Origin of the sequence: Halorarius litoreus (assembly GCF_024362405.1) — an archaeon.
In the GTDB taxonomy this organism is placed as follows: Archaea; Halobacteriota; Halobacteria; order Halobacteriales; family Haloarculaceae; genus Halorarius; species Halorarius litoreus.
The window spans coordinates 3,461,120-3,478,730 of record NZ_CP101454.1 but is presented as its reverse complement, the minus strand read 5'-3'; the positions used below and the strand labels follow the sequence as shown (position 1 = coordinate 3,478,730).

The window sequence follows — 17,611 nt, the reverse complement described above, 5'->3', positions numbered from 1 at the left end:
CAACATCGTCATCGTTTATATAGCTCGCCCCATTCGGCCCAGTATGCGACTGCGCACCGCGCTGAACGATTACAAGCGAGACCGGGGACCGTTCCCGGGGACGGCGCCGACCGTCGACGGCTCCCTCTCCGGCTACGGTGACCGGCTCGTCTACGTGAACCCAGACGGCTCTTTCCGGGACCACTCGGCCGCGCTCTCCGGGCTCTACGGCGTCGACCGCTCGCGGTTCGGTATCGAGACGGACGACGGCATTCGCTGGTTCGACGACATCGATCCCGTTCGCCAGCACTACTACTCCGACACGACGCTCGTGGAGACAGAGTACGACGCCGGCCGGTTCACCGTCCACCAGTACGACCTGACGCTCGGCCGCGCGCACGTGACACACGTCGAACTCCGCGGTGAGGTCCCCGACGCCGCGAAGCTGACGGCCTTCCTCACCTTCGCGCCGGAGGGGCGCGAGACGCAGGTCGGTCGGCTCATCCATGAGGTCGACGACGGCTCCGTCGTCGAAGTGTTCCACCGCGACGAACACGACTACGTCGCCGCCTCGACCGGCATCGACGACGTCCGCGGACAGGTGCCCGAACGGTTCGACGAGATCCTCGACGACGAGCCAGTGAAGTTCCCGCGACGCGTCCCCCAGGAGCGCTACGAGGACACCCACCTGAGCGGCGACGTCGTCGTGAGCGCGCCGCTCGAACGCGGGGGTCGCGGCGCGACCGTCACGTTCGTCACGCAGCTCTCTGATCACCGCGAGACGACCCGTGAGCAGGCCATCGCCGACATCCGGAACGCTGCGACGACGCACACCACGCCCGACGCCCTCCGCGACATCGCCCGCGAACAGGTGGCCGTCGACGCGCCTGCCGACACGCCACGTCCGGACAGTGTCACGGCGGATCTGCGTGCGCTCGCGCTCCTCCGAGCGCCCTCCGGCGCGCGCATCGCCGGGCCGGAACACGACCCCTTCTTCGCCGGCTCCGGCGGCTACGGCTACACCTGGTTCCGCGACGACTCGGAGACTGCGAGCTATCTCCTCGATGCGAGCGACCGCCTCGGCTTCGATGTCGACGACGAACTCCTCGCGAGCGCCGAGTTCTACGTCGACACACAGTCCGACGACGGCTCGTGGTCGCATCGGGCGTGGGCCGTCGACGGCTCGCTCGCCCCGGGGTGGGCACACGGGCGCGTCGAGGGCCGCGACTCCGTCGAGTACCAGGCCGACCAGACGGCGACGGTCGTCTCGTTCCTCGCGGAACTGGTGACCGAGCGCCCGACCCTGCTCGGGGGGGCAACCCGCGGCGAAGTCGTCTCCGCCATCGAGGCTGGCGTCGGCGCGCTCGACGAGACCCTCGAGGAAGACGGGCTTCCCGCACGCTGTCAGAACCTCTGGGAGAACATGGACGGTCGGTTCGTCCACACCGCGGCCACGTATCTCGAGGCGTACGCGACGGTCGCCGCCGCACCGCTCCCCGACGCTGTCTGTGAGAACGCGCTCGACGGTGCGCGAGCGGTGCTCAACGGCCTCGACGAGCTCTGGACGGGCGACCACTACGCGCTCCGACTCGACGGTGACCGCCGCGACGACCGGCTCGATTCGGCGTCGTTCGCGCTCGTGAGTGCGTTCGAGTCGTACGCCGCCGCCGACGGACTCTCCGACGGCCACCTCGACCGCCTGGAGTCGCACCTCGTGGCGACGTTCGACGCCCTGTATCGGCAGTCACCCGAGGTCGCCGGACTCGTCCGCTTCGAGGGCGACGACTGGCGACAGGGCGACCAGGCGGGCCCGAAGGTGTGGTCGGTTTCGACCGCGTGGGGTGCGGAGGCCGCGGCGCGGGCGGCGGCGCTGTTCGACGCCCACGACCGCGCCACCGACGACATGCTGGCGTGGGCGGGCGAACTCTACGACCTGCTATCGCCCGACGGCCCGTTCTGCTCGAACACGGGTCACCTCGCCGAGCAGGTGTTCGACGACGGCACGCTCGACAGCGCGACACCGCTGGGGTGGTCGCACGCCCTCCGACTCCACGCGACCGCGCTGCTGTACGATCTCGACGCGCTTCCAGCGGTGACGTCTCCCGAAGGTCCGGAGGCGACGCCCCGATGGACGACGGCCGAGAAGTACGGCGTCGGGACCGTGGCCGACCACGACGCATCCGAGCCTTCGAAGGTCTGGTTCACGCTCACCGACGGTGCGCTGACCGAGGTCCGCTATCCGCGCGTGGACCTGATGAACCTGCGGACGCTCGACTTCCTCGTCGTCGACGCCGACGAGACCTCGACGTACACGGCGCGCACGCACAACGAGAGCCGACGTGACGACCACGCGGACACCGTCGAACGTGAGGTGGAGCCGCTCGCCGACGACGCGCTGCTGTTCCGTCAGACCGTCACCGAGACCGGGAAGGGACAGGGCCACGAGTGGCAGCTCACCGCGGAGTACGCCGCCGACCCGTCGCACGACGCCGTGCTCGCGAGCGTCCAGTTCGAAGCCTTCGACGACAACGAGTACGAGCTGTACGCGGTCGCCGATACTGCGCTGACGAGCGTCGGTGACCGCGACCGTGGGCTCCGGCTCGGCACCGAGGGCGCGTACCATCTCGCGGCCCGTGACGCGGGAACGTTCGACGCGAACGACGACACGATGCTCGTCGACGACGACGGGAACCCGTACAGTATCGCGTTCGCGATGGCCGCCGAAGAGCGGTTCGACTGGGCGACGGTGGGTGTCGCGGGCTCGTCGGCGCTCCGCGAACTGTTCGCCGACGGCGTCAAACCCGATCCCGTGGCCGAGACCGACGAGACCAACCTCGTCATGGTCGGGCGCATCGGCACGGGGTCGTCGCTCGACACGACGCTCGGCCTCGGCTTCGCCGGTGATGCGGACACCGCCGGGGCGCTCGGTGAGGCCGAAGGGTCGCTCGCTCGCGGCTATGAGGCTGTCCAGCGCGGCTATCACGCCTCGTGGGAGCGGTGGCTCGACGACAAGCCGCTGCCCCAGTCGGTGTCGACCGACCCCGAACTCGCCGCCCAGTACAAGAGCTGTCTGATGGCGCTCCGGGCCGTCGAGGACAAGACGTACCTCGGGGCGGGTATCGCCTCGCCCTCCGTACCGTGGGGGGAGGTCGTCCCCGCCGACCGACAGAAGGGGTACGGCTACAACTTCGTCTGGTCGCGTGACCTGTATCAGGTGTTCACCGTCCTGCAGGCCGTCGACGAACACACCACTGCGCACGATGCGCTGGCGTACATCTACGAGTACCAGCAGGACGACACCGGATTCATCCCGCAGAACACCTACCTCCACGGCCGGACGCGGTGGGGTGGCGAACAGATGGACAACATCTCGTTCCCACAGGTGATGGCCTACCAGCTCGCCGAGGTCGGCATCGGCTTCGAGGAAGCTGACTACACCTACGAGAACGTCCGGCGGTCGGCAGACTACGTCGCGCGCAACGGCCCCGCCACCGCACAGGAGCGGTGGGAGGAGGAGTCCGGATTCTCACCGTCGTCGATCGCCGCCGAAATCGCGGGCCTCGCCTGCGCAGGGAAGCTCGCGCTCGACTACGACGAACCGGGCGACGCACTCGCGTGGCTGGGGCTCGCCGACGACTGGACCGACCGTGTCGAGGAGTGGACGGCGACGGACACCGGTGCGGACCAGCTAGAACCGCCGTACTACGTCCGCATCACGCGCGACGGCAACCCCGAGGCGGGAACGGAGCGGACGCTGGCGAACGAGGGGCCGACGCTCGACGAGCGGGAGATCATCGACGGTGGCTTCCTCGAACTGCCGCGACTGGGCATCAAGTCGGGAGACGACCCGGTCGTCGAGCACTCGGTGTCGGTGGTCGACGAGACCATCCGCGTTGAGACGCCCCACGGCCCGGCGTTTTACCGCTACACCGGCGACGGCTACGGCGAACTCGAGCGCGAGGACCGCGGCGCGCCGTGGTCCATCGACGGTGCGGGGAAGGGTCGACTCTGGCCCATCTTCACCGGCGAGCGCGCGGAGTACGAACTCCTCCGGGGTACCACCGATGGCCCCGACGCGCCCGCCCACCTGCTGCGGACGATGGCCGGCTTCGCCAACTCCGGACGGATGCTCGCCGAGCAGGTGTGGGACAGCGAGTCCTCGACCGAGTTCAACTGGGAGTTCGGTGAGGGAACTGGCTCGGCGACGCCCCTGGCGTGGAGCATGGCGCAGTTCGTCCGGCTCGCGCACGGCATCGACGCGGGCGAGCCGGTCGAGACGCCCACGTTCGTCAAAAACCGGTATCTCGACACCGAGCGCCCAGACGGGCCCGACCTCTGGGTCGACACCGGCTACGAGGGCGACCACCTCGTCGTCACCGTCCGCACCGACGGCGATGCCGTCGCCATCAAGAGCCCCTCGGAGACGGTGTACGTCGAGCCCACGGACGGCGAGTTCGTCGTCCGCGTGGGCATCGAGTACGGCGAGAACGAGGTCGTCGTCGCCGCCGCGAGCGACACTGACCTCGAAGTCGCCGGGACGACCGTCGAGCGGCTCACGCTGTAGCGCGCGACCGCTACACGATTCTGGCGAACAGCCGGCCCTCCGCGCCACGGCCCTGCGCCGGACTCCCGTCTCGTCGGTGCCGTGGTGACTCAGTCGAGCACACGGCGTCTGGCCGCGGTCTCTGATAAAAAGCTATGGCCGGACTGCGGTCTCGGTTCGCTTCGTCGAAGGAGTTGTGCGGCGTGTTTCGGTGGCGTTACGCCTCGTCGAAGAGGGTCTCGCCGTCGACCATGTGCGCCTCGACCGTATCCATGTCGAGCGTCACGCCGAGCCCCGGCTCCTCGGGGATGGTGATGTAGCCGTCCTCGATGACCGTCTCCTCGACGAGGTCGCCCCACCAGCCGAGTTCGTAGGAGTGGTACTCGACGGCGAGCGAGTTCGGGATGGCAGTCCCGACGTGCGCGCTCGCCATCGTCGCCACGGGTGAGGAGACGTTGTGCATCGCCACCGGCACGTAGTACTGGTTGGCGACGTCGGCTATCTTCCGGGTCTCGCGCATCCCACCGACCTTGGGCATGTCGGGTGCGACGATGTCGACGGCCTGGTTCTCGATGAGACGGCGGAGCTCCGTGACACGATAGCGGTTCTCGCCGACGGTGATGGGCGTGAGCGTGGACTTCGTGACCTCCTCCTGCACCTCGAGGTTCTCCGGCGGGATGGGGTCTTCGAGCCACCACACGTCGTAGTCCTCGATGGCGGCGGCCAGTCGCTTGGCCGAGCCCCCAGAGAACGTCCAGTGGCAGTCGAACGCCACGTCCGCGCGGTCCTTCACGCGTTCGGTGACCTGCTCGACGATTTCGGCCTTGTGGCGAATCTCGCCGGGTCGGAGATGCCGGTTCGCGCGGTCCTTCTCGTGGCCGCTCGGGACGTCGAGGTCGAACTTCAGGGCGTCGTAGCCGAGGTCCTCGACGACGCGCTCGGCCTCGTCAGCGCAGGCTTCAGGGTCGGCTTCGTCCTCGGTGTGGCAGTCACAGTAGACGCGAACCTCGTCGCGATACTTCCCGCCGAGGAGCTGGTAGGCGGGCACCTCCAGAATCTTGCCCGCGAGGTCGTGCAGGGCGATCTCGATGCCCGCGATGGCCGTCACGGTGACGCCTTCCACCGAGCCCTCGCCTGACATCTTCTGGACGAGGTGCTCGTAGAGGCGGTCGATGTCGAGCGGGTTCTCGCCGACGACGAACGGCTTCATGCGCTCGATGAGTTCCGGGACGCCCGCGCCCCAGTACGCTTCGCCGGTGCCGACGATGCCGGCGTCGGTGTAGACGCGCACGAGCGTCCACGGGAAGTTCCCGTCGACCATCGTCGTCTGGACGTCCGTGATCTCGACGTCGCGCCCGCCGCCGCGCTTCGCCGTAACGCCCATTGTCTCCGACGATAGTTCTCGCATCGTGTACTCGGCGTTCGGGTCGTGCAGCCCGGCGTAGTCCCTCGTCATGGGCTGCATTTTAACTCGAACTGTAGTAAATGTTTTGCGACGCTTGGTGCGGCACCCGATTCGACTACTGGAGGTCGTACACCCGCGCCTCGTAGGGGCGGAGCTCCAGCGGCCCGAGGTCGACTGGGGCGTCGTCGTAGTTGCTCGTGATGAGCGTGCCCGTCGCGTCGACTGGATTCGGTCGCTGGATCGGTTCGGCCGCGAAGTTACACACGACGAGGAGGTTCTCCTCGCCCGACCAGCGGGTGTACGCCCACACCGCCTCGTCGTCGGGTAGCTGGTCCTTGTAGTCGCCGTAGACGAGGACGTTCCGCTCGTGGCGGAGGTCGATGAGCTCACGGTAGTAGTGCCAGACCGAGTCAGGGTCGGTCCGTTCCTCCTCGACGTTGAGCTGTTCGTAGTTGTCGTTGGTCGGCATCCACGGCTCGCCGTCGGTGAAGCCGGCGTGCTCGCTCGCATCCCACTGCATCGGCGTCCGGGCGTTGTCGCGCGATCGGTACTCGACGACGTCCCGGAACTCCTCGTACGTCTCGATGCCTCGCCGATCCATCTCCTCGCGGACGTTCTGGATGGTGTCGACGTCACGAACCTCCGATAGACTCTCGAAGGAGGTGTTGGTCATCCCCAGCTCCTCGCCCTGGTAGATGTACGGCGTCCCACGCAGGGTGAGCAGGACCGTGGCGAGCAGGGTGGCGGCTTCGCGGTGGTAGCGGTCGTCCTCGCAGAACCGCGAGACCGACCGCGGCTGGTCGTGGTTCTCGAAGAAGACGCTCGGCCAACCCTCTGAGAGGAGGCCGGTCTGCCACTCGCCGAGCGTCTCCTTCAGTTCGACGAGCGACCACTCGCCGACGTCCCAGCGGCCCTCGGGCCCGAAGTCGAGCCGGAGGTGATCGAAGTTGAACACCATGTCGAGCGGGCCGTTGACGCCCGTGTAGTCGCGGGCCTCCGCGACGTCGACCGTCGCCATCTCGCCGACGGTCATGGTGTCGTAGTTCGAGAAGGTCCGGTCGTGCATCTCGCCGAGATGTTTGAAGATGTTGGGGCCGTTGATGTAGTGGCCACCGCCCGTCCAGAGGTCGCTGTCCGGGTCGCCGTCCGGCAGGTCGTCGGGTTTGGAGATGAGGTTGATGACGTCGAGGCGGAAGCCGTCGATTCCCTTCTCCAGCCACCAGTTCATCATCTCGTAGACGTCCTCGCGGAGGTCCGGGTTCTCCCAGTTCAGATCCGGCTGCTCCGAGTGAAAGAGGTGGAGGTACCACGCCTCGCGCTGCTCGTCGTAGGTCCACGCCGGCCCACCGAAGAAGGACTCCCAGTTGTTCGGGTACTCGTCCGGGTCGCCGTCGACCCAGATGTAGTAGTCGCCGTACTCGCCGTCGGGGTTCGCCCGGGATTCGACGAACCACTCGTGGGCCGAGGAGGTGTGGTTGACGACGAGGTCCATGATGAGCTTCATGTCGCGTGCGTGCAGGCCCTCCAGCAGCGCCTCCCAGTCCTCGATGGTGCCGAACTCCTCGTGGATGGCCTGGTAGTCCGCGATGTCGTAGCCGTTGTCTATCTGTGGGGACTCGTAGACTGGGTTGAGCCAGACGACGTCGACACCGAGGTCGTCGAGGTAGTCGAGTTTCTCGATGATACCCTGGATGTCGCCGACGCCATCGCCGTCGGAGTCGTTGAAGCTCCACGGGTAGATCTGGTAGACGACCGCCTCCTTCCACCACGCGCGGTCGAAGCTCTCGGTCGTCACCTCTGTGTCCTCGCCCGTCGTGTCTGTGCTGTTGGTGGCCATCAGCGCCGGTACACCCGCGCCTCGTACGGTCGGAGCGTGGTCGGTTCCCCGGTCGGCTCGTCGTCGTAGTTGCCGACGACGAGGCGGGCGTCGTCAAGCGGCAGGTCGACCGTCGCCGCCGCGTCGCTGAAGTTCAGCGCGACGAGGAACTCGTCGTCGTCGAGCGTGCGCGTGTAGGCGAACACCTGCTCGTCCTCGGGAAGCAGGAGTTCGTACTCGCCGTAGACGAGCGCGTCAGTCTCGTGGCGGAGGTCGATGAGCTCACGGTAGTACGCGAGGATGCCGTCCTCGCGGTCGCGCTCGGCGGCGACGTTCACCGACTCGTGGTTCGGATTGACCGGGAGCCACGGGTCGCCTGTCGTGAAGCCCGCGTGCTCGCTCGCGTCCCACTGCATCGGCGTCCGCGAGTTGTCTCGCGATCGGTAGCGGACGAGTTCCTTGACCTCGTCGAACCCCTCGATGTCGCCGGCCTCGATGGCCGCCTTCACCCGACCGACCGTCTGGGCGTCCTCCTGTTCTGCCAGCGTCTCCCACGGGTAGTTCGTCATGCCGATCTCGTCGCCCTGGAAGAGGAACGGCGTGCCCCGGAGCGTTAGCAGGTAGGTCGCGAGCAGTTTCGCCGACTCCTCTCTGTAGGCGCCGTCGTCGCCGAACCGCGAGACGATACGTGGCTGGTCGTGGTTGCCGAGGTAGACGGCGTTCCAGCCGTCGTCGAGCCCGGTCTGCCAGTTCGTGACGACCTGCTTCAGGTCGGTGAGGTCCCAGTCGACGACGGTCCACCAGCCGTCCTCGTCGTCGTAGTCGAGCGTGACGTGGTCGAAGTGGAACACCATGTCGAGCGGACCGTCCGCGCCGACGTAGTCGCCGGCGTCGGCCAACTGGAGCGCGGCCATCTCGCCGACGGTCATCGTGTCGCGGCCCGCGAACGTCTCGTCGTTCATCTCGTCGAGGAACTCGACGAGCCGCGGGCCCCGCGAGAAGTGCTCGATGCCGACCCAGTCCGTGTGCGGCGAGCCGTCGGGGTACTCTTGGGGTTTGGAGATGAGGTTGATGACGTCGAGGCGGAAACCGTCGATGCCCTTGTCGAGCCACCAGTTCATCATCTCGTAGACGTCGTCCCGTACGTCAGTGTTCTCCCAGTCGAGGTCGGGCTGGTGTTCGTCGAACAGGTGGAGGTAGTACTGCCCGACTTCGTCGTCCCACTGCCACGCGGAGCCGCCGAACGCCGACTCCCAGTTGTTCGGCGGGGTGCGGTCGGCGGGCCCCGGGCTGTCGGTGGCGTCTTCGGCCGCGTGGCCGTCCTTCCAGACGTAGTAGTCCTCGAACTCGGGGTCTTGCTCGCGAGCGGCGACGAACCACTCGTGTTCGTCCGAGGTGTGGTTGACCACGAGGTCCATGATGAGCCTGATGTCGCGGTCGTGGAGGCCGTCGAGCAGTTCCTCCCACTGCTCCATCGTACCGTACTCCTCGCGGATGGCGCGGTAGTCGCTGACGTCGTACCCGTCGTCGTGGTGCGGTGACTCGTAGACGGGGTTGAGCCAGACGACGTCGATGTCGAGGGCATCGAGGTAGTCGAGCTGCTCGATGATGCCCTCGATGTCGCCGACGCCGTCGCCGTCGGTGTCGTTGAAACTCTGCGGGTATATCTGATAGACGATGGCTTCCTTCCACCAGGCGCGTTCGGGAGTCATGTAGTGGTTCGTTGGGGGAGGTTGGTCAGCGAGCGGTACTAAGCCGTGCGGTTACAGCAGGTCCAGGTCGCGGAGGTCGGCGGCGAGCGCGTCGCGGTCCTCGTCGGCCATGCGTCGGAGGGGGCTGCGGAGCGGACCACAGTCGGGCGCGTCGTCGCGGAGGCCGAGTGCGGTCTTCACGCCAGCCATGTAGGGGCCGCGCTTCAGCGCGTCACGCACGTCGTACACGCGACTCTGCAGTTCGCGAGCGCGGTCGCGGTCGCCGTCGTCGTACGCTTCGTAGAGGGCACAGACGAGGTCGGGGTAGACGTTGGCGACGGCGCTCACCATCCCGGTACAGCCGACCTGCAGGCCGGTGAACAGCAGCGAGTCGGAGCCCGCGAGGAACGTCAGCTCGGGGTGGGCGTCGATGGCCTGCCCGAGCCACGGGACGTCCTTGCTGGAGTCCTTGATGCCGGCGATGCCGAGGGCCGCGAGCGCGTCGACGGTGTCGAGCGACAGCGCGTTACCCGTCTTGCTCGGGATGTGGTAGACGTACACCGGGACGTCCACAGCGTCGATGACCCGTTCGTAGTGCTGGACGGCGCCGTCGTGGTCGAGCGGGAAGTAGTACGGCGTGACGACGACGATGCCGTCGCCCCCGGCGTCGACCGCGGCCTCGGCGTTCGCGACCGTCTCGCGGGTGCTCTCGGCCCCGACGCCGGCGATGACGGGTACCTCGTCGCCAACTTCGTCGACGACGGCTTCCACGACCGTCTCACGTTCTGCCGTCGAGAGGAGGGGGAACTCGCCGTTCGTGCCGAGCGGGAACACACCCGAGGCGCCGCCGTCGACGACGAACCGCGCGTGAGCGGCGGTCGTCTCGGCGTCCAGCGACTCGTCGTCGTGGAACGCGGTCACCGTCGGGGGGACGACACCGCCGAGCGAGAGCGGGTCGGCCTCGCCAGGGGTAGGTGCCTCACCAGTCATGGTTCCGGGTTCACAGCGTCCGACCATAACGGTTGCGACGAGACTATTTCGGTTTCGAGTAAACTTTTTGTGGGTGGCAAACGTTGACGGGAGTATGACAGTGGAAGTCAGACTCGAAGGGACACTCATCGCGCGGGCCGGGGCGCGACACGCTCGCGTGCCGGTGCCGGACGACGCCACGGTGGAGGACGTGGTCGCCGCGCTCGCAGAGGAGTACGGACCGCAGGTTCGTCCCGCGATTCTCGAAGGCGAGCGACTCCGAACGGACACGGTCGCCATCCGCGAGTCGCCCACGCCGAGCGAGCGGCTGTCGTCGACGAGCCACGTCCACCACGGCGACACCGTTCGCTTCCAGATGCAGGCGTACTGAACGCCCGTAAGAATCTTCCCTACCTGATTTCTGCCAGCCGATTCAGCGCGTACACCGTCCTGAGCGGCTCAGTCGCCTTCCCACGGTCGAACACGAGTTCGTCCGTGCTGATGACGTGGTCGAGGACGTCACGCGAGGCGTGTTCGGGCGCCGCGGCGAGGCCCGCCCCGTGTTCCTCGGCCCATTGCATCACTCGGAGGTCGCTCTTGGAGTCACCCATCACGAGCGCGAACGGGTCGTCGATGTCGAGCACGTTGAGCGCGCTCTCGACACCCACCACCTTGTTGAGTTCGAGGCTGCCGATCTCGGCGGCGTCGGCCTCGTAGTACGCCACGTCGATGCGCTCGAACACGTCGGTGACGGCCTCGGGAACGTCCTCGGTGCCGAGTTCTGGGAGGCCCCCCTGCGTCTCGAGGACACCGCGAATCTCGGGGTCCTGTGCGGCGTAGAACGCCCGTGCCCAGCCGCTCGGGTCGGCGTCGTCGAAGCCACCGTCGACCTCCTCGACGACCGCCTCGCCCAGCAGGTCGAGCTGGTAGCAGAGCGCCTCGTCGATGACCTCTTTCGCGCGTCGCCCACCGGCCTCGAAGTTCGGCTTGAGCGTGACGTTGAACTCGTTGCCCTGCAGGTGACAGCCGCGGCGGATGTCCTCGGGCGCGTCCGGAAGCACCCGTGAGCGCACGCGGTCGAAGACAGCCTGGATGTCGTCGGCGAGGTCCTCGTACAGCAGTTGCTTGGTCTGTGAGCCGTGGCCTGGGGTGAACACCCCGGTGCCGGCTTCGTAGACGATGGAGAGGTCGCCCGAGTGGACGATTTCGTTGCCGAGTCCCTGAATCATGAACCCCTTGACGTTCTCGAGGGTCTGGCCCGTACAGACGACGATGGGCATGCCCGACTCGTGGAACTCCGTGAGGGTGTGGAGCGTCTCGCGGGGAATCTCGTTGTCCGTTCCGCCCGCGGACCGGAGCGTCTCGTCGACGTCGAGGACGAGCACGTTCACGCCACGGTCGTACTTGGTCAGGAGGTCGAGTGCGGCGAACGCCTGGTCGCGGGTTGCGTGCGCGGCTACGTCCGCGAACGTCTCGCCCGTGGCTGGAAACGCCGACCGGATGGTGTCCTTCCGCTCGGCGAGTTCTTCGCTGGCGTTCTGCCAGTGTTCAAGCGCCACGCGCGAATCGACGGCCGGAAACAGGTCGGTGAACTCCTGGTAGGCCCGCAGTGTCTCCGTGTCGAACTCCTCGTACAGTCGGTAGAGCTGGTCGTAGCGTTCCATGGCGGAAAGAGGGCGGCCAGCGCGTAAAACACCGGCTCGACGGTGCTCAAAATCTTTACTCGGTATAGGATAAATCTTTTGTCCTCCCGGGGGATAGAGGGTAACATGGACGCAGTTGTCGTACGCCGCGGCGAGTCGGCGCCGTCGGTCATTCAGAAGCCGCGACCCGAGCCGGGTCCGGGCGAGGCCCTCGTCCGAACGCTCCGTGTCGGCGTCGACGGGACGGACCACGAAGTGCTCACCGGTGGGCACGGTGAGTTCCCGGCGGGCGCCGACCACCTCGTGCTGGGCCACGAGGCCGTCGGTGTCGTCGCAGAGCCGAACGGCACCCGGTTCGACGCGGGCGACGTGGTCGTCCCGACCGTCCGACGCCCCCCGGCGAGCGGCACGAACCACTACTTCGAACGCGGCCTCGCGGACATGGCACCGCCGGACATGTGCGTCGAGCGTGGCATCGCCGGTGCCCACGGGTTCATGGCGGACTACTTCACCAGCGCCGAGGAGTACCTCGTTCGCATCCCCGACTCGCTCGCGTCGATGGGGTTCCTCGTTGAGCCGATCTCCATCACCGAGAAGGCGCTCGAACTCGCGTACGCCTCGCGCTCGTCGTTCGACTGGGACCCGAAATCGGCGCTCGTGCTCGGAAACGGGCCGCTCGGCTTGCTGACGCTCGCGATGCTCGACGACTACGACCGCACCTACTGTCTCGGCCGCCGTGACCGCCCAGACCCCACCATCGACATCATCGAGGAACTGGGTGGGACGTACGTCGACTCGCGCGTGACGCCTGTGGACGAGGTCGCCGACGAGTACGAGCCGATGGACCTCGTCTACGAGGCGACGGGCCACGCGAAACACGCTATCGAAGCCGTCGCCGCGCTCGGCCCCTGTGGCGTGGGTGCGCTGCTGGGCGTCCCCGAGTCGTGGACGTTCGAGGTCGACGGCGGGGACTTCCACAAGGACATGGTGATGAACAACAAGGCGCTCGTCGGGAGCGTCAACTCCGGGGTGGGTCACTTCGAGGCCGCCGCGGACACGCTCGCTGGCCTCCCCGACTGGCTCATCGACGACATCGTGACCGGGGTGTTCGACCCTGTGAACGCGTCCCGGGCGTTCGCCGACGACGAAACGACCATTAAGACGGCGGTTCAGTTCAGCACACTATGAAGAACGTCGACGACCTCATCGCGAGTGCAGCGGAGTTGGCCGAACAGGGCCTCTCGAAGGGCGAAATTGCCGACGAACTCAACGTCTCGCGCGAGACCGCGAGCTGGCTCGTCGAGCGGTCGGGCAACGCCGCGGCCGTCCCGAAACAGCCGACGGACGGCAATCCGATGGACATCCACGTCGACTGGTCGGCGCTCGGCCGGGACTCCACTCGCCTCGGCTACACCGGGAAGTCGATGGCCGACCTCCTCTCCAAACAGGGCGAGGACGTCGACCTCACCATCGGCATCGAGAAGGCGGGCGCCCCGCTCGCCACGTCGGTCGCCTCCGAACTCGACACCGACCTCGGGACGTACACACCCCGCAAACACCAGTGGAACGAGGGCGACATCGAGGACCTCGGCGGGACCTTCTCGCGGAACTTCGCACAGATCCGCGACCGCGAGTGCTATCTCGTCGACGACACCATCACTTCCGGAACGACGATGACAGAGGCTATCGAGGCCATCCGCGAGGAGGGGGGCGAGCCGGTCGCCTGCTGTGTGCTCGTCGACAAGCGCGGCGTCGAGGAGATCGAGGGCGTCCCGGTCTACTCGCTGTTGCGGGTCATCCGGGTCGGAAACGGCGCCTGAAGCCACGGGAAAGGACACACTCTTAACGAATGTACCCAACGACACGACAATGAGTTCAGGCGACCTTCGCGACGCGCTCGAGCGAGTGAGTGGGCGCTTCGACTTCGGGGAGTACGAGTCGGAGGCGTATCTCGCCATCCTCCGGCACGGTCGGCTGACGGCCTCCGAAATCGCCGACAAGACCGACATCCCGCAGCCCCGCGTGTACGACACCGTCCGGAGCCTCGCGGACGCCGGTCTCGTCGAACTGCAGGAGTCGCGACCGATGCAGGTGCTCGCCATCGACCCCGAGGAGGCGTTCGCCGACCTCCAGACCTCGCTGGACGAGCTCGTCGGCGACCTCGAACGCGAGTACACGACCCCGGCGCGCGATTCCGAGGCAGTGACGCTCATCAAGTCGCGCTCGACGATTCTGCGGTATCTCGGCGACGTCATTGAGTCCGCCGAGTACGAACTCGTCCTCTCGGTGTCGCCCTCCCTCGTCGGCCGCTTCGAAGAGGAGCTGCGACAGTCGCGCGCCGACGGCGTGACAATCGAACTCCTCCTGTCGCCCGCGGCCGAGGTCCCCTCTCCCGAGGAGTACGACTACGACGCCATCGCGACGCACGCCCGCGCCCGCCGCGGGCTGACGACGCCCGTGGTCGCCGTCGCCGACGGGAACTACTCGGTGTACGCGACCCGCGAGGCGCTCCGCAACGACCGTGACCGCTACGGCGTCATCTTCAACCGCTCCGAACTCGGCTTCCTGGTCTCGGGCTTCCTCAACACGGTCGTCTGGACGAGCGCGAAGACCCTCACGGACGCCGAGGAGGAACCGCAGTTCCCCCGCCGGTACGCCACCATCCGGCGCTGTGTGAGCGACATCGACGGCGCCCAAGGTACGCTGTACGCCAGCATCGTCGGCCGCGATGTGGAGACCGGCGAGAACCGGACCGTCCGCGGGACGGTCGTCGACGTCTCCGTCGGGACGAACCGTGAGACAGCGGCCATCACGGTCGAGACGGAGAACGGCCTCGTCGACGTGGGTGGACAGGTCGCGGCGCTCGAAGACATCGAAGCGCACGAGATCCGCATCGGTCGGGACGGCCCGCCCGAACTCTGAGTCAGGGGGTCTTCGTTCGCAGTTCTAACGCGTGGATGTCGGTCGTCATGTGTCCGTCGAGCGCGTCGTACACCAGCTGGTGCTGGTCGACGAGCGAGAGCCCCTCGAACGCGGGGGAGACGACCTCCGCGCGAAGGTGGTCGTCGTCGTGTTCGCCGCGCGCTCGTGTGACGGTCGCTTCGCAGTCTTCGATGCCCGCCTCGATGAGTCGAGCGACTTCCTCGGGGTCCATGGGAGAGGGGAGAACCCGACGCGGATTAGGTCCAGCGGTCGACGGTGTGTCCGCGTCTCAGGTCCAGCGGTCCAGTCCTGTCTGGACCACCGACGCCTCGATGCGTTCGAACCCCGTCTCCACCTCGTCTGCGGCGACCTCCCACTCCTCGGTGACGTACTCGCGGGCGGCGGCCATGTCCGGGTCGATGTCGCGGTCGAAGTCGTAGTCGTCAGTCACGTCGGGGTCGAGGAACAGGTCGCGGATGACGTCGGCGTGCTCGATGTGTTCGCCGCGTTCGTCGAGCACCGCCCAGAGGTCGCCGTGCTCGCGGACGAGCTTCACGGCCGTCTTCGGCCCGACGCCCGAGATGCCGTCGTTGAAGTCCGTCCCCATCAAGATGCCCACGTCGACGAGCTGCTCCCACGTCAGCTCGTGTTTCTCTAGCGTGGCCTCGAAGTCCATCAGCTCGGGGTTCCCCTTCGAGGTGAGCTGTCGCAGGGTGTACGGCGCACCGAGCAGGAGCGCATCGTAGTCCTCGGTGCCGACGTAGTCCACGTCGCCCTGCCGGGCCATGTAGGCGGCCTGTGCTTCCCCCTCGGCGGGCGCCTCGACGACCGGGACATCGAGCCGTTCGAGCAACCCTCGCGTGGTCTCCTGGATGGTGTCCGTCAGCCGCTGCGTGCGCGACTGGAGCGTCGCGATGCGCGTCCGGTCACCCGCCTCTTTCGCCTCCTCCAGCTGCTCCTCGTAGCGTTCACGCTGCTCGCGGCGCTCCTCGACCTCGTCGTCCTTCAGGTCGGTGACGCCGCCGTCGAACACGAACACCGGCGTGAGGTCGTGCTCGAAGAACTTCGGGAGCCCCTGTACGAGACCGATGAGGTTCGCGACCTCCTCGCCGTCGGCCGTCGTGTAGGCGCTATCGCGCGTGAACTTCACCGTCGTCGTCAGATACCGGTAGAGCCAGTTGTGCGCGTCGACGGCGACGACGCTTCCACCGAGCTCCTCGAACGGCACGTCCTCCAGTACGGCCAGCTGACGCAGGTCGGCGTTTCCCATTGTCTCCCCGTACTGGGGGCGGGCGCTTGAAACTCCCTACACGACCCGCGTGAGCATGTCGGTGGTTCGCTGGCGCTCCGCGTGGATCTCGCTCGCCAGCGCGGCGGCGCTCGCCAGCACCGGGAACGGCGTCCCGGTCGACGAGTAGAGATACTCCGCGAGGTCGAACGCGTCACGGTCGGCGAGCGAGGCACGGCGGTCGTTGACCACCTCCGTACAGGCGTGTTCCATCCGGTCGAGCCGTTCCCATCGGTCGGCGAGTTCGTCGAACCCGTCGATACGTGGTTCCGATTGCACCTTCGTCAGTGCCCGTTCGATGGACTGCAACGGCGCACTCGCGTTCGCGAGCGCGTCCATCTCCGTCGCCAACTCCTCCGAGAACGCCTCCCGCTGAGTGATACACGTCTCGGCGGCGGCGACGACGGCCTGCTGGAGCCCTGGCGAGAGCGGGCTCCCGCTCACGACCGCGTTCGTCACGTCCGGCCCGAGCTCCGACTGCATGTTCTGTGCCAGCGGCTCGCCGTAGTCCTCGTCGTAGTGGTCGACCGCCATCAGCGTCTCCTCGTAGGCCGCCCGGATCTGCTGGGTGCCGGTCGACGAACCGGTCGAGATCGTGGTCGTCGGCCCGGCCCCGCGGCTCGCCGGTGAGTCGGGGGCCAGCGACCGCACCCGCTCGACGAACGCCTTCAGCGCGTCCGTCTCGGCCTGGACCCGACTGTGCTCTTCGTGCGACGCCGTTCGTGCGTCCGAGAGATACGAGAGGGTCGCGAGGATACCGATGATTCCGGAGAGTGCGATGAGTGCGTGTTTGACCAGTACGGCGACCTGGAAACAGCCGCCCGGCGTGCAGACGACACCCAGCCCCTCGGGCCCACCCATGGCGATCATGGTTGCCGCGATGTTCATGGTATCTATCGCCATGACATACAGCACCATATAGTCACGCCTCGATTCGGGGGCGAACCGAGAACGGAGCGCGGGCTATCGTTTCTCGTGAGTATCACGTCGGGCCGCACGCTCCGCGGCGTCCCGGTCCATCTCCTCGCGGTCGGCGTGTTCGGCCCTGACCAGCGCGTAGAGGACGAACGGACCGGCGAGCGCGAGCAGCAGGACCAGCGCGACGACGACCCCCTCGACCATCAGCCGAGGAACACGTCGACGATGTCGCTCGTCCCGGAGGTCGTGTCTCGGTAGAGTTCCGAGTAGCCACAGTTCGTACAGGAGACGACCTTGAACGAGTTCGTCTGGATGTCGAACATCTTCGAGAGGCCGCCGCCGGTCGTCGAGATCTTGCCGACCTCCGTGTTGGTGTGTCCACACTTCGGGCAGCCGCGGTCGGCATCGCTGTCGGGGACCATGCGTGGCGGTTGCCG

General features: G+C 67.2%; 15 protein-coding genes. 5 read left to right on the top strand and 10 right to left on the bottom strand.

Translation table 11 applies throughout. The annotated features are described in order from the left end of the window. Positions 1–43: 43 nt before the first annotated feature. Complete coding sequence (locus NL126_RS18405; protein WP_255196344.1) at positions 44–4,543, top strand: DUF7997 domain-containing protein; 4,500 nt, start codon at positions 44–46, stop codon at positions 4,541–4,543. Positions 4,544–4,739: 196 nt separating this feature from the next. Here the strand turns inward: NL126_RS18405 and NL126_RS18400 are convergent, their stop codons facing one another. From NL126_RS18400 to NL126_RS18385, 4 genes are all read right to left on the bottom strand, one after another. Next, positions 4,740–5,978: a mandelate racemase/muconate lactonizing enzyme family protein gene (locus tag NL126_RS18400; protein ID WP_255196343.1), complete on the bottom strand. Its 1,239-nt coding sequence runs from the start codon at positions 5,976–5,978 to the stop codon at positions 4,740–4,742. Positions 5,979–6,042: 64 nt separating this feature from the next. Next, positions 6,043–7,764, bottom strand: coding sequence for an alpha-glucosidase (locus NL126_RS18395; protein WP_255196342.1), 1,722 nt, complete (start codon positions 7,762–7,764; stop codon positions 6,043–6,045). After that, complete coding sequence (locus NL126_RS18390) at positions 7,764–9,455, bottom strand: glycoside hydrolase family 13 protein (protein WP_255196341.1); 1,692 nt, start codon at positions 9,453–9,455, stop codon at positions 7,764–7,766. Before NL126_RS18390 ends, NL126_RS18395 begins: the two co-directional genes overlap by 1 nt. Before the next feature lie 51 nt (positions 9,456–9,506). Then, positions 9,507–10,424 carry a dihydrodipicolinate synthase family protein gene (locus NL126_RS18385; RefSeq protein ID WP_255196340.1) on the bottom strand — a complete coding sequence of 306 codons (918 nt, stop codon included), beginning with the start codon at positions 10,422–10,424 and terminating at the stop codon, positions 9,507–9,509. A 94-nt stretch (positions 10,425–10,518) separates the two neighbouring features. On the opposite strand from NL126_RS18385, the gene NL126_RS18380 reads away from it, so the two are divergent. After that, positions 10,519–10,794, top strand: a complete 276-nt coding sequence (locus tag NL126_RS18380; RefSeq protein ID WP_255196339.1) for a MoaD/ThiS family protein — start codon at positions 10,519–10,521, stop codon at positions 10,792–10,794. A gap of 19 nt (positions 10,795–10,813) precedes the next feature. Here NL126_RS18380 and NL126_RS18375 read toward each other — a convergent pair whose 3' ends face one another. After that, positions 10,814–12,067, bottom strand: coding sequence for an HAD family hydrolase (locus tag NL126_RS18375; RefSeq protein ID WP_255196338.1), 1,254 nt, complete (start codon positions 12,065–12,067; stop codon positions 10,814–10,816). A 105-nt stretch (positions 12,068–12,172) separates the two neighbouring features. Here NL126_RS18375 and NL126_RS18370 point away from each other — a divergent pair, with 105 nt between their 5' ends. From NL126_RS18370 to trmB, 3 genes are read left to right on the top strand one after another with little or no spacing between them, the layout of a single operon-like run. Then, entirely contained in the window at positions 12,173–13,234 is a 1,062-nt protein-coding gene (locus NL126_RS18370) for a glucose 1-dehydrogenase (RefSeq protein WP_255196337.1), read from the top strand. After that, positions 13,231–13,866, top strand: coding sequence for a transcriptional regulator GfcR (gene gfcR, locus NL126_RS18365; RefSeq protein WP_255196336.1), 636 nt, complete (start codon positions 13,231–13,233; stop codon positions 13,864–13,866). Before NL126_RS18370 ends, gfcR begins: the two co-directional genes overlap by 4 nt. A 49-nt stretch (positions 13,867–13,915) precedes the next feature. Next, the gene (gene trmB / locus NL126_RS18360; RefSeq protein ID WP_255196335.1) at positions 13,916–14,968 is read left to right on the top strand and encodes an HTH-type sugar sensing transcriptional regulator TrmB; all 1,053 of its coding nucleotides are present in this window, start codon (positions 13,916–13,918) and stop codon (positions 14,966–14,968) included. Position 14,969: 1 nt separating this feature from the next. Here trmB and NL126_RS18355 read toward each other — a convergent pair whose 3' ends face one another. The 5 genes from NL126_RS18355 to NL126_RS18335 form a co-directional block, all read right to left on the bottom strand. Further along, entirely contained in the window at positions 14,970–15,200 is a 231-nt protein-coding gene (locus tag NL126_RS18355; protein WP_255196334.1) for a BolA family protein, read from the bottom strand. 57 nt (positions 15,201–15,257) lie between these two features. Then, positions 15,258–16,238: a flap endonuclease-1 gene (gene fen, locus NL126_RS18350; RefSeq protein WP_255196333.1), complete on the bottom strand. Its 981-nt coding sequence runs from the start codon at positions 16,236–16,238 to the stop codon at positions 15,258–15,260. A gap of 36 nt (positions 16,239–16,274) precedes the next feature. Further along, positions 16,275–17,144 carry a DUF7260 family protein gene (locus NL126_RS18345; protein ID WP_255196332.1) on the bottom strand — a complete coding sequence of 290 codons (870 nt, stop codon included), beginning with the start codon at positions 17,142–17,144 and terminating at the stop codon, positions 16,275–16,277. Positions 17,145–17,219: 75 nt separating this feature from the next. Further along, positions 17,220–17,378 carry a DUF8143 family protein gene (locus tag NL126_RS18340; protein ID WP_255196331.1) on the bottom strand — a complete coding sequence of 53 codons (159 nt, stop codon included), beginning with the start codon at positions 17,376–17,378 and terminating at the stop codon, positions 17,220–17,222. Beyond that, entirely contained in the window at positions 17,378–17,596 is a 219-nt protein-coding gene (locus NL126_RS18335) for a zinc ribbon domain-containing protein (protein WP_255196330.1), read from the bottom strand. The genes NL126_RS18340 and NL126_RS18335 overlap by 1 nt, the downstream gene beginning before the upstream one ends. Between the last annotated feature and the right edge of the window lie 15 nt (positions 17,597–17,611).

Excerpts from the sequence above, each read along its gene's own strand:
- NL126_RS18405 (WP_255196344.1), top strand. The coding sequence starts at position 44 with ATGCGACTGCGCACCGCGCTGAACGATTACAAGCGAGACCGGGGACCG.
- NL126_RS18400 (WP_255196343.1), bottom strand. The coding sequence starts at position 5,978 with ATGACGAGGGACTACGCCGGGCTGCACGACCCGAACGCCGAGTACACG.
- NL126_RS18395 (WP_255196342.1), bottom strand. The coding sequence starts at position 7,764 with ATGGCCACCAACAGCACAGACACGACGGGCGAGGACACAGAGGTGACG.
- NL126_RS18390 (WP_255196341.1), bottom strand. The coding sequence starts at position 9,455 with ATGACTCCCGAACGCGCCTGGTGGAAGGAAGCCATCGTCTATCAGATA.
- NL126_RS18385 (WP_255196340.1), bottom strand. The coding sequence starts at position 10,424 with ATGACTGGTGAGGCACCTACCCCTGGCGAGGCCGACCCGCTCTCGCTC.
- NL126_RS18380 (WP_255196339.1), top strand. The coding sequence starts at position 10,519 with ATGACAGTGGAAGTCAGACTCGAAGGGACACTCATCGCGCGGGCCGGG.
- NL126_RS18375 (WP_255196338.1), bottom strand. The coding sequence starts at position 12,067 with ATGGAACGCTACGACCAGCTCTACCGACTGTACGAGGAGTTCGACACG.
- NL126_RS18370 (WP_255196337.1), top strand. The coding sequence starts at position 12,173 with ATGGACGCAGTTGTCGTACGCCGCGGCGAGTCGGCGCCGTCGGTCATT.
- gfcR (WP_255196336.1), top strand. The coding sequence starts at position 13,231 with ATGAAGAACGTCGACGACCTCATCGCGAGTGCAGCGGAGTTGGCCGAA.
- trmB (WP_255196335.1), top strand. The coding sequence starts at position 13,916 with ATGAGTTCAGGCGACCTTCGCGACGCGCTCGAGCGAGTGAGTGGGCGC.
- NL126_RS18355 (WP_255196334.1), bottom strand. The coding sequence starts at position 15,200 with ATGGACCCCGAGGAAGTCGCTCGACTCATCGAGGCGGGCATCGAAGAC.
- fen (WP_255196333.1), bottom strand. The coding sequence starts at position 16,238 with ATGGGAAACGCCGACCTGCGTCAGCTGGCCGTACTGGAGGACGTGCCG.
- NL126_RS18345 (WP_255196332.1), bottom strand. The coding sequence starts at position 17,144 with ATGAACATCGCGGCAACCATGATCGCCATGGGTGGGCCCGAGGGGCTG.
- NL126_RS18340 (WP_255196331.1), bottom strand. The coding sequence starts at position 17,378 with ATGGTCGAGGGGGTCGTCGTCGCGCTGGTCCTGCTGCTCGCGCTCGCC.
- NL126_RS18335 (WP_255196330.1), bottom strand. The coding sequence starts at position 17,596 with ATGGTCCCCGACAGCGATGCCGACCGCGGCTGCCCGAAGTGTGGACAC.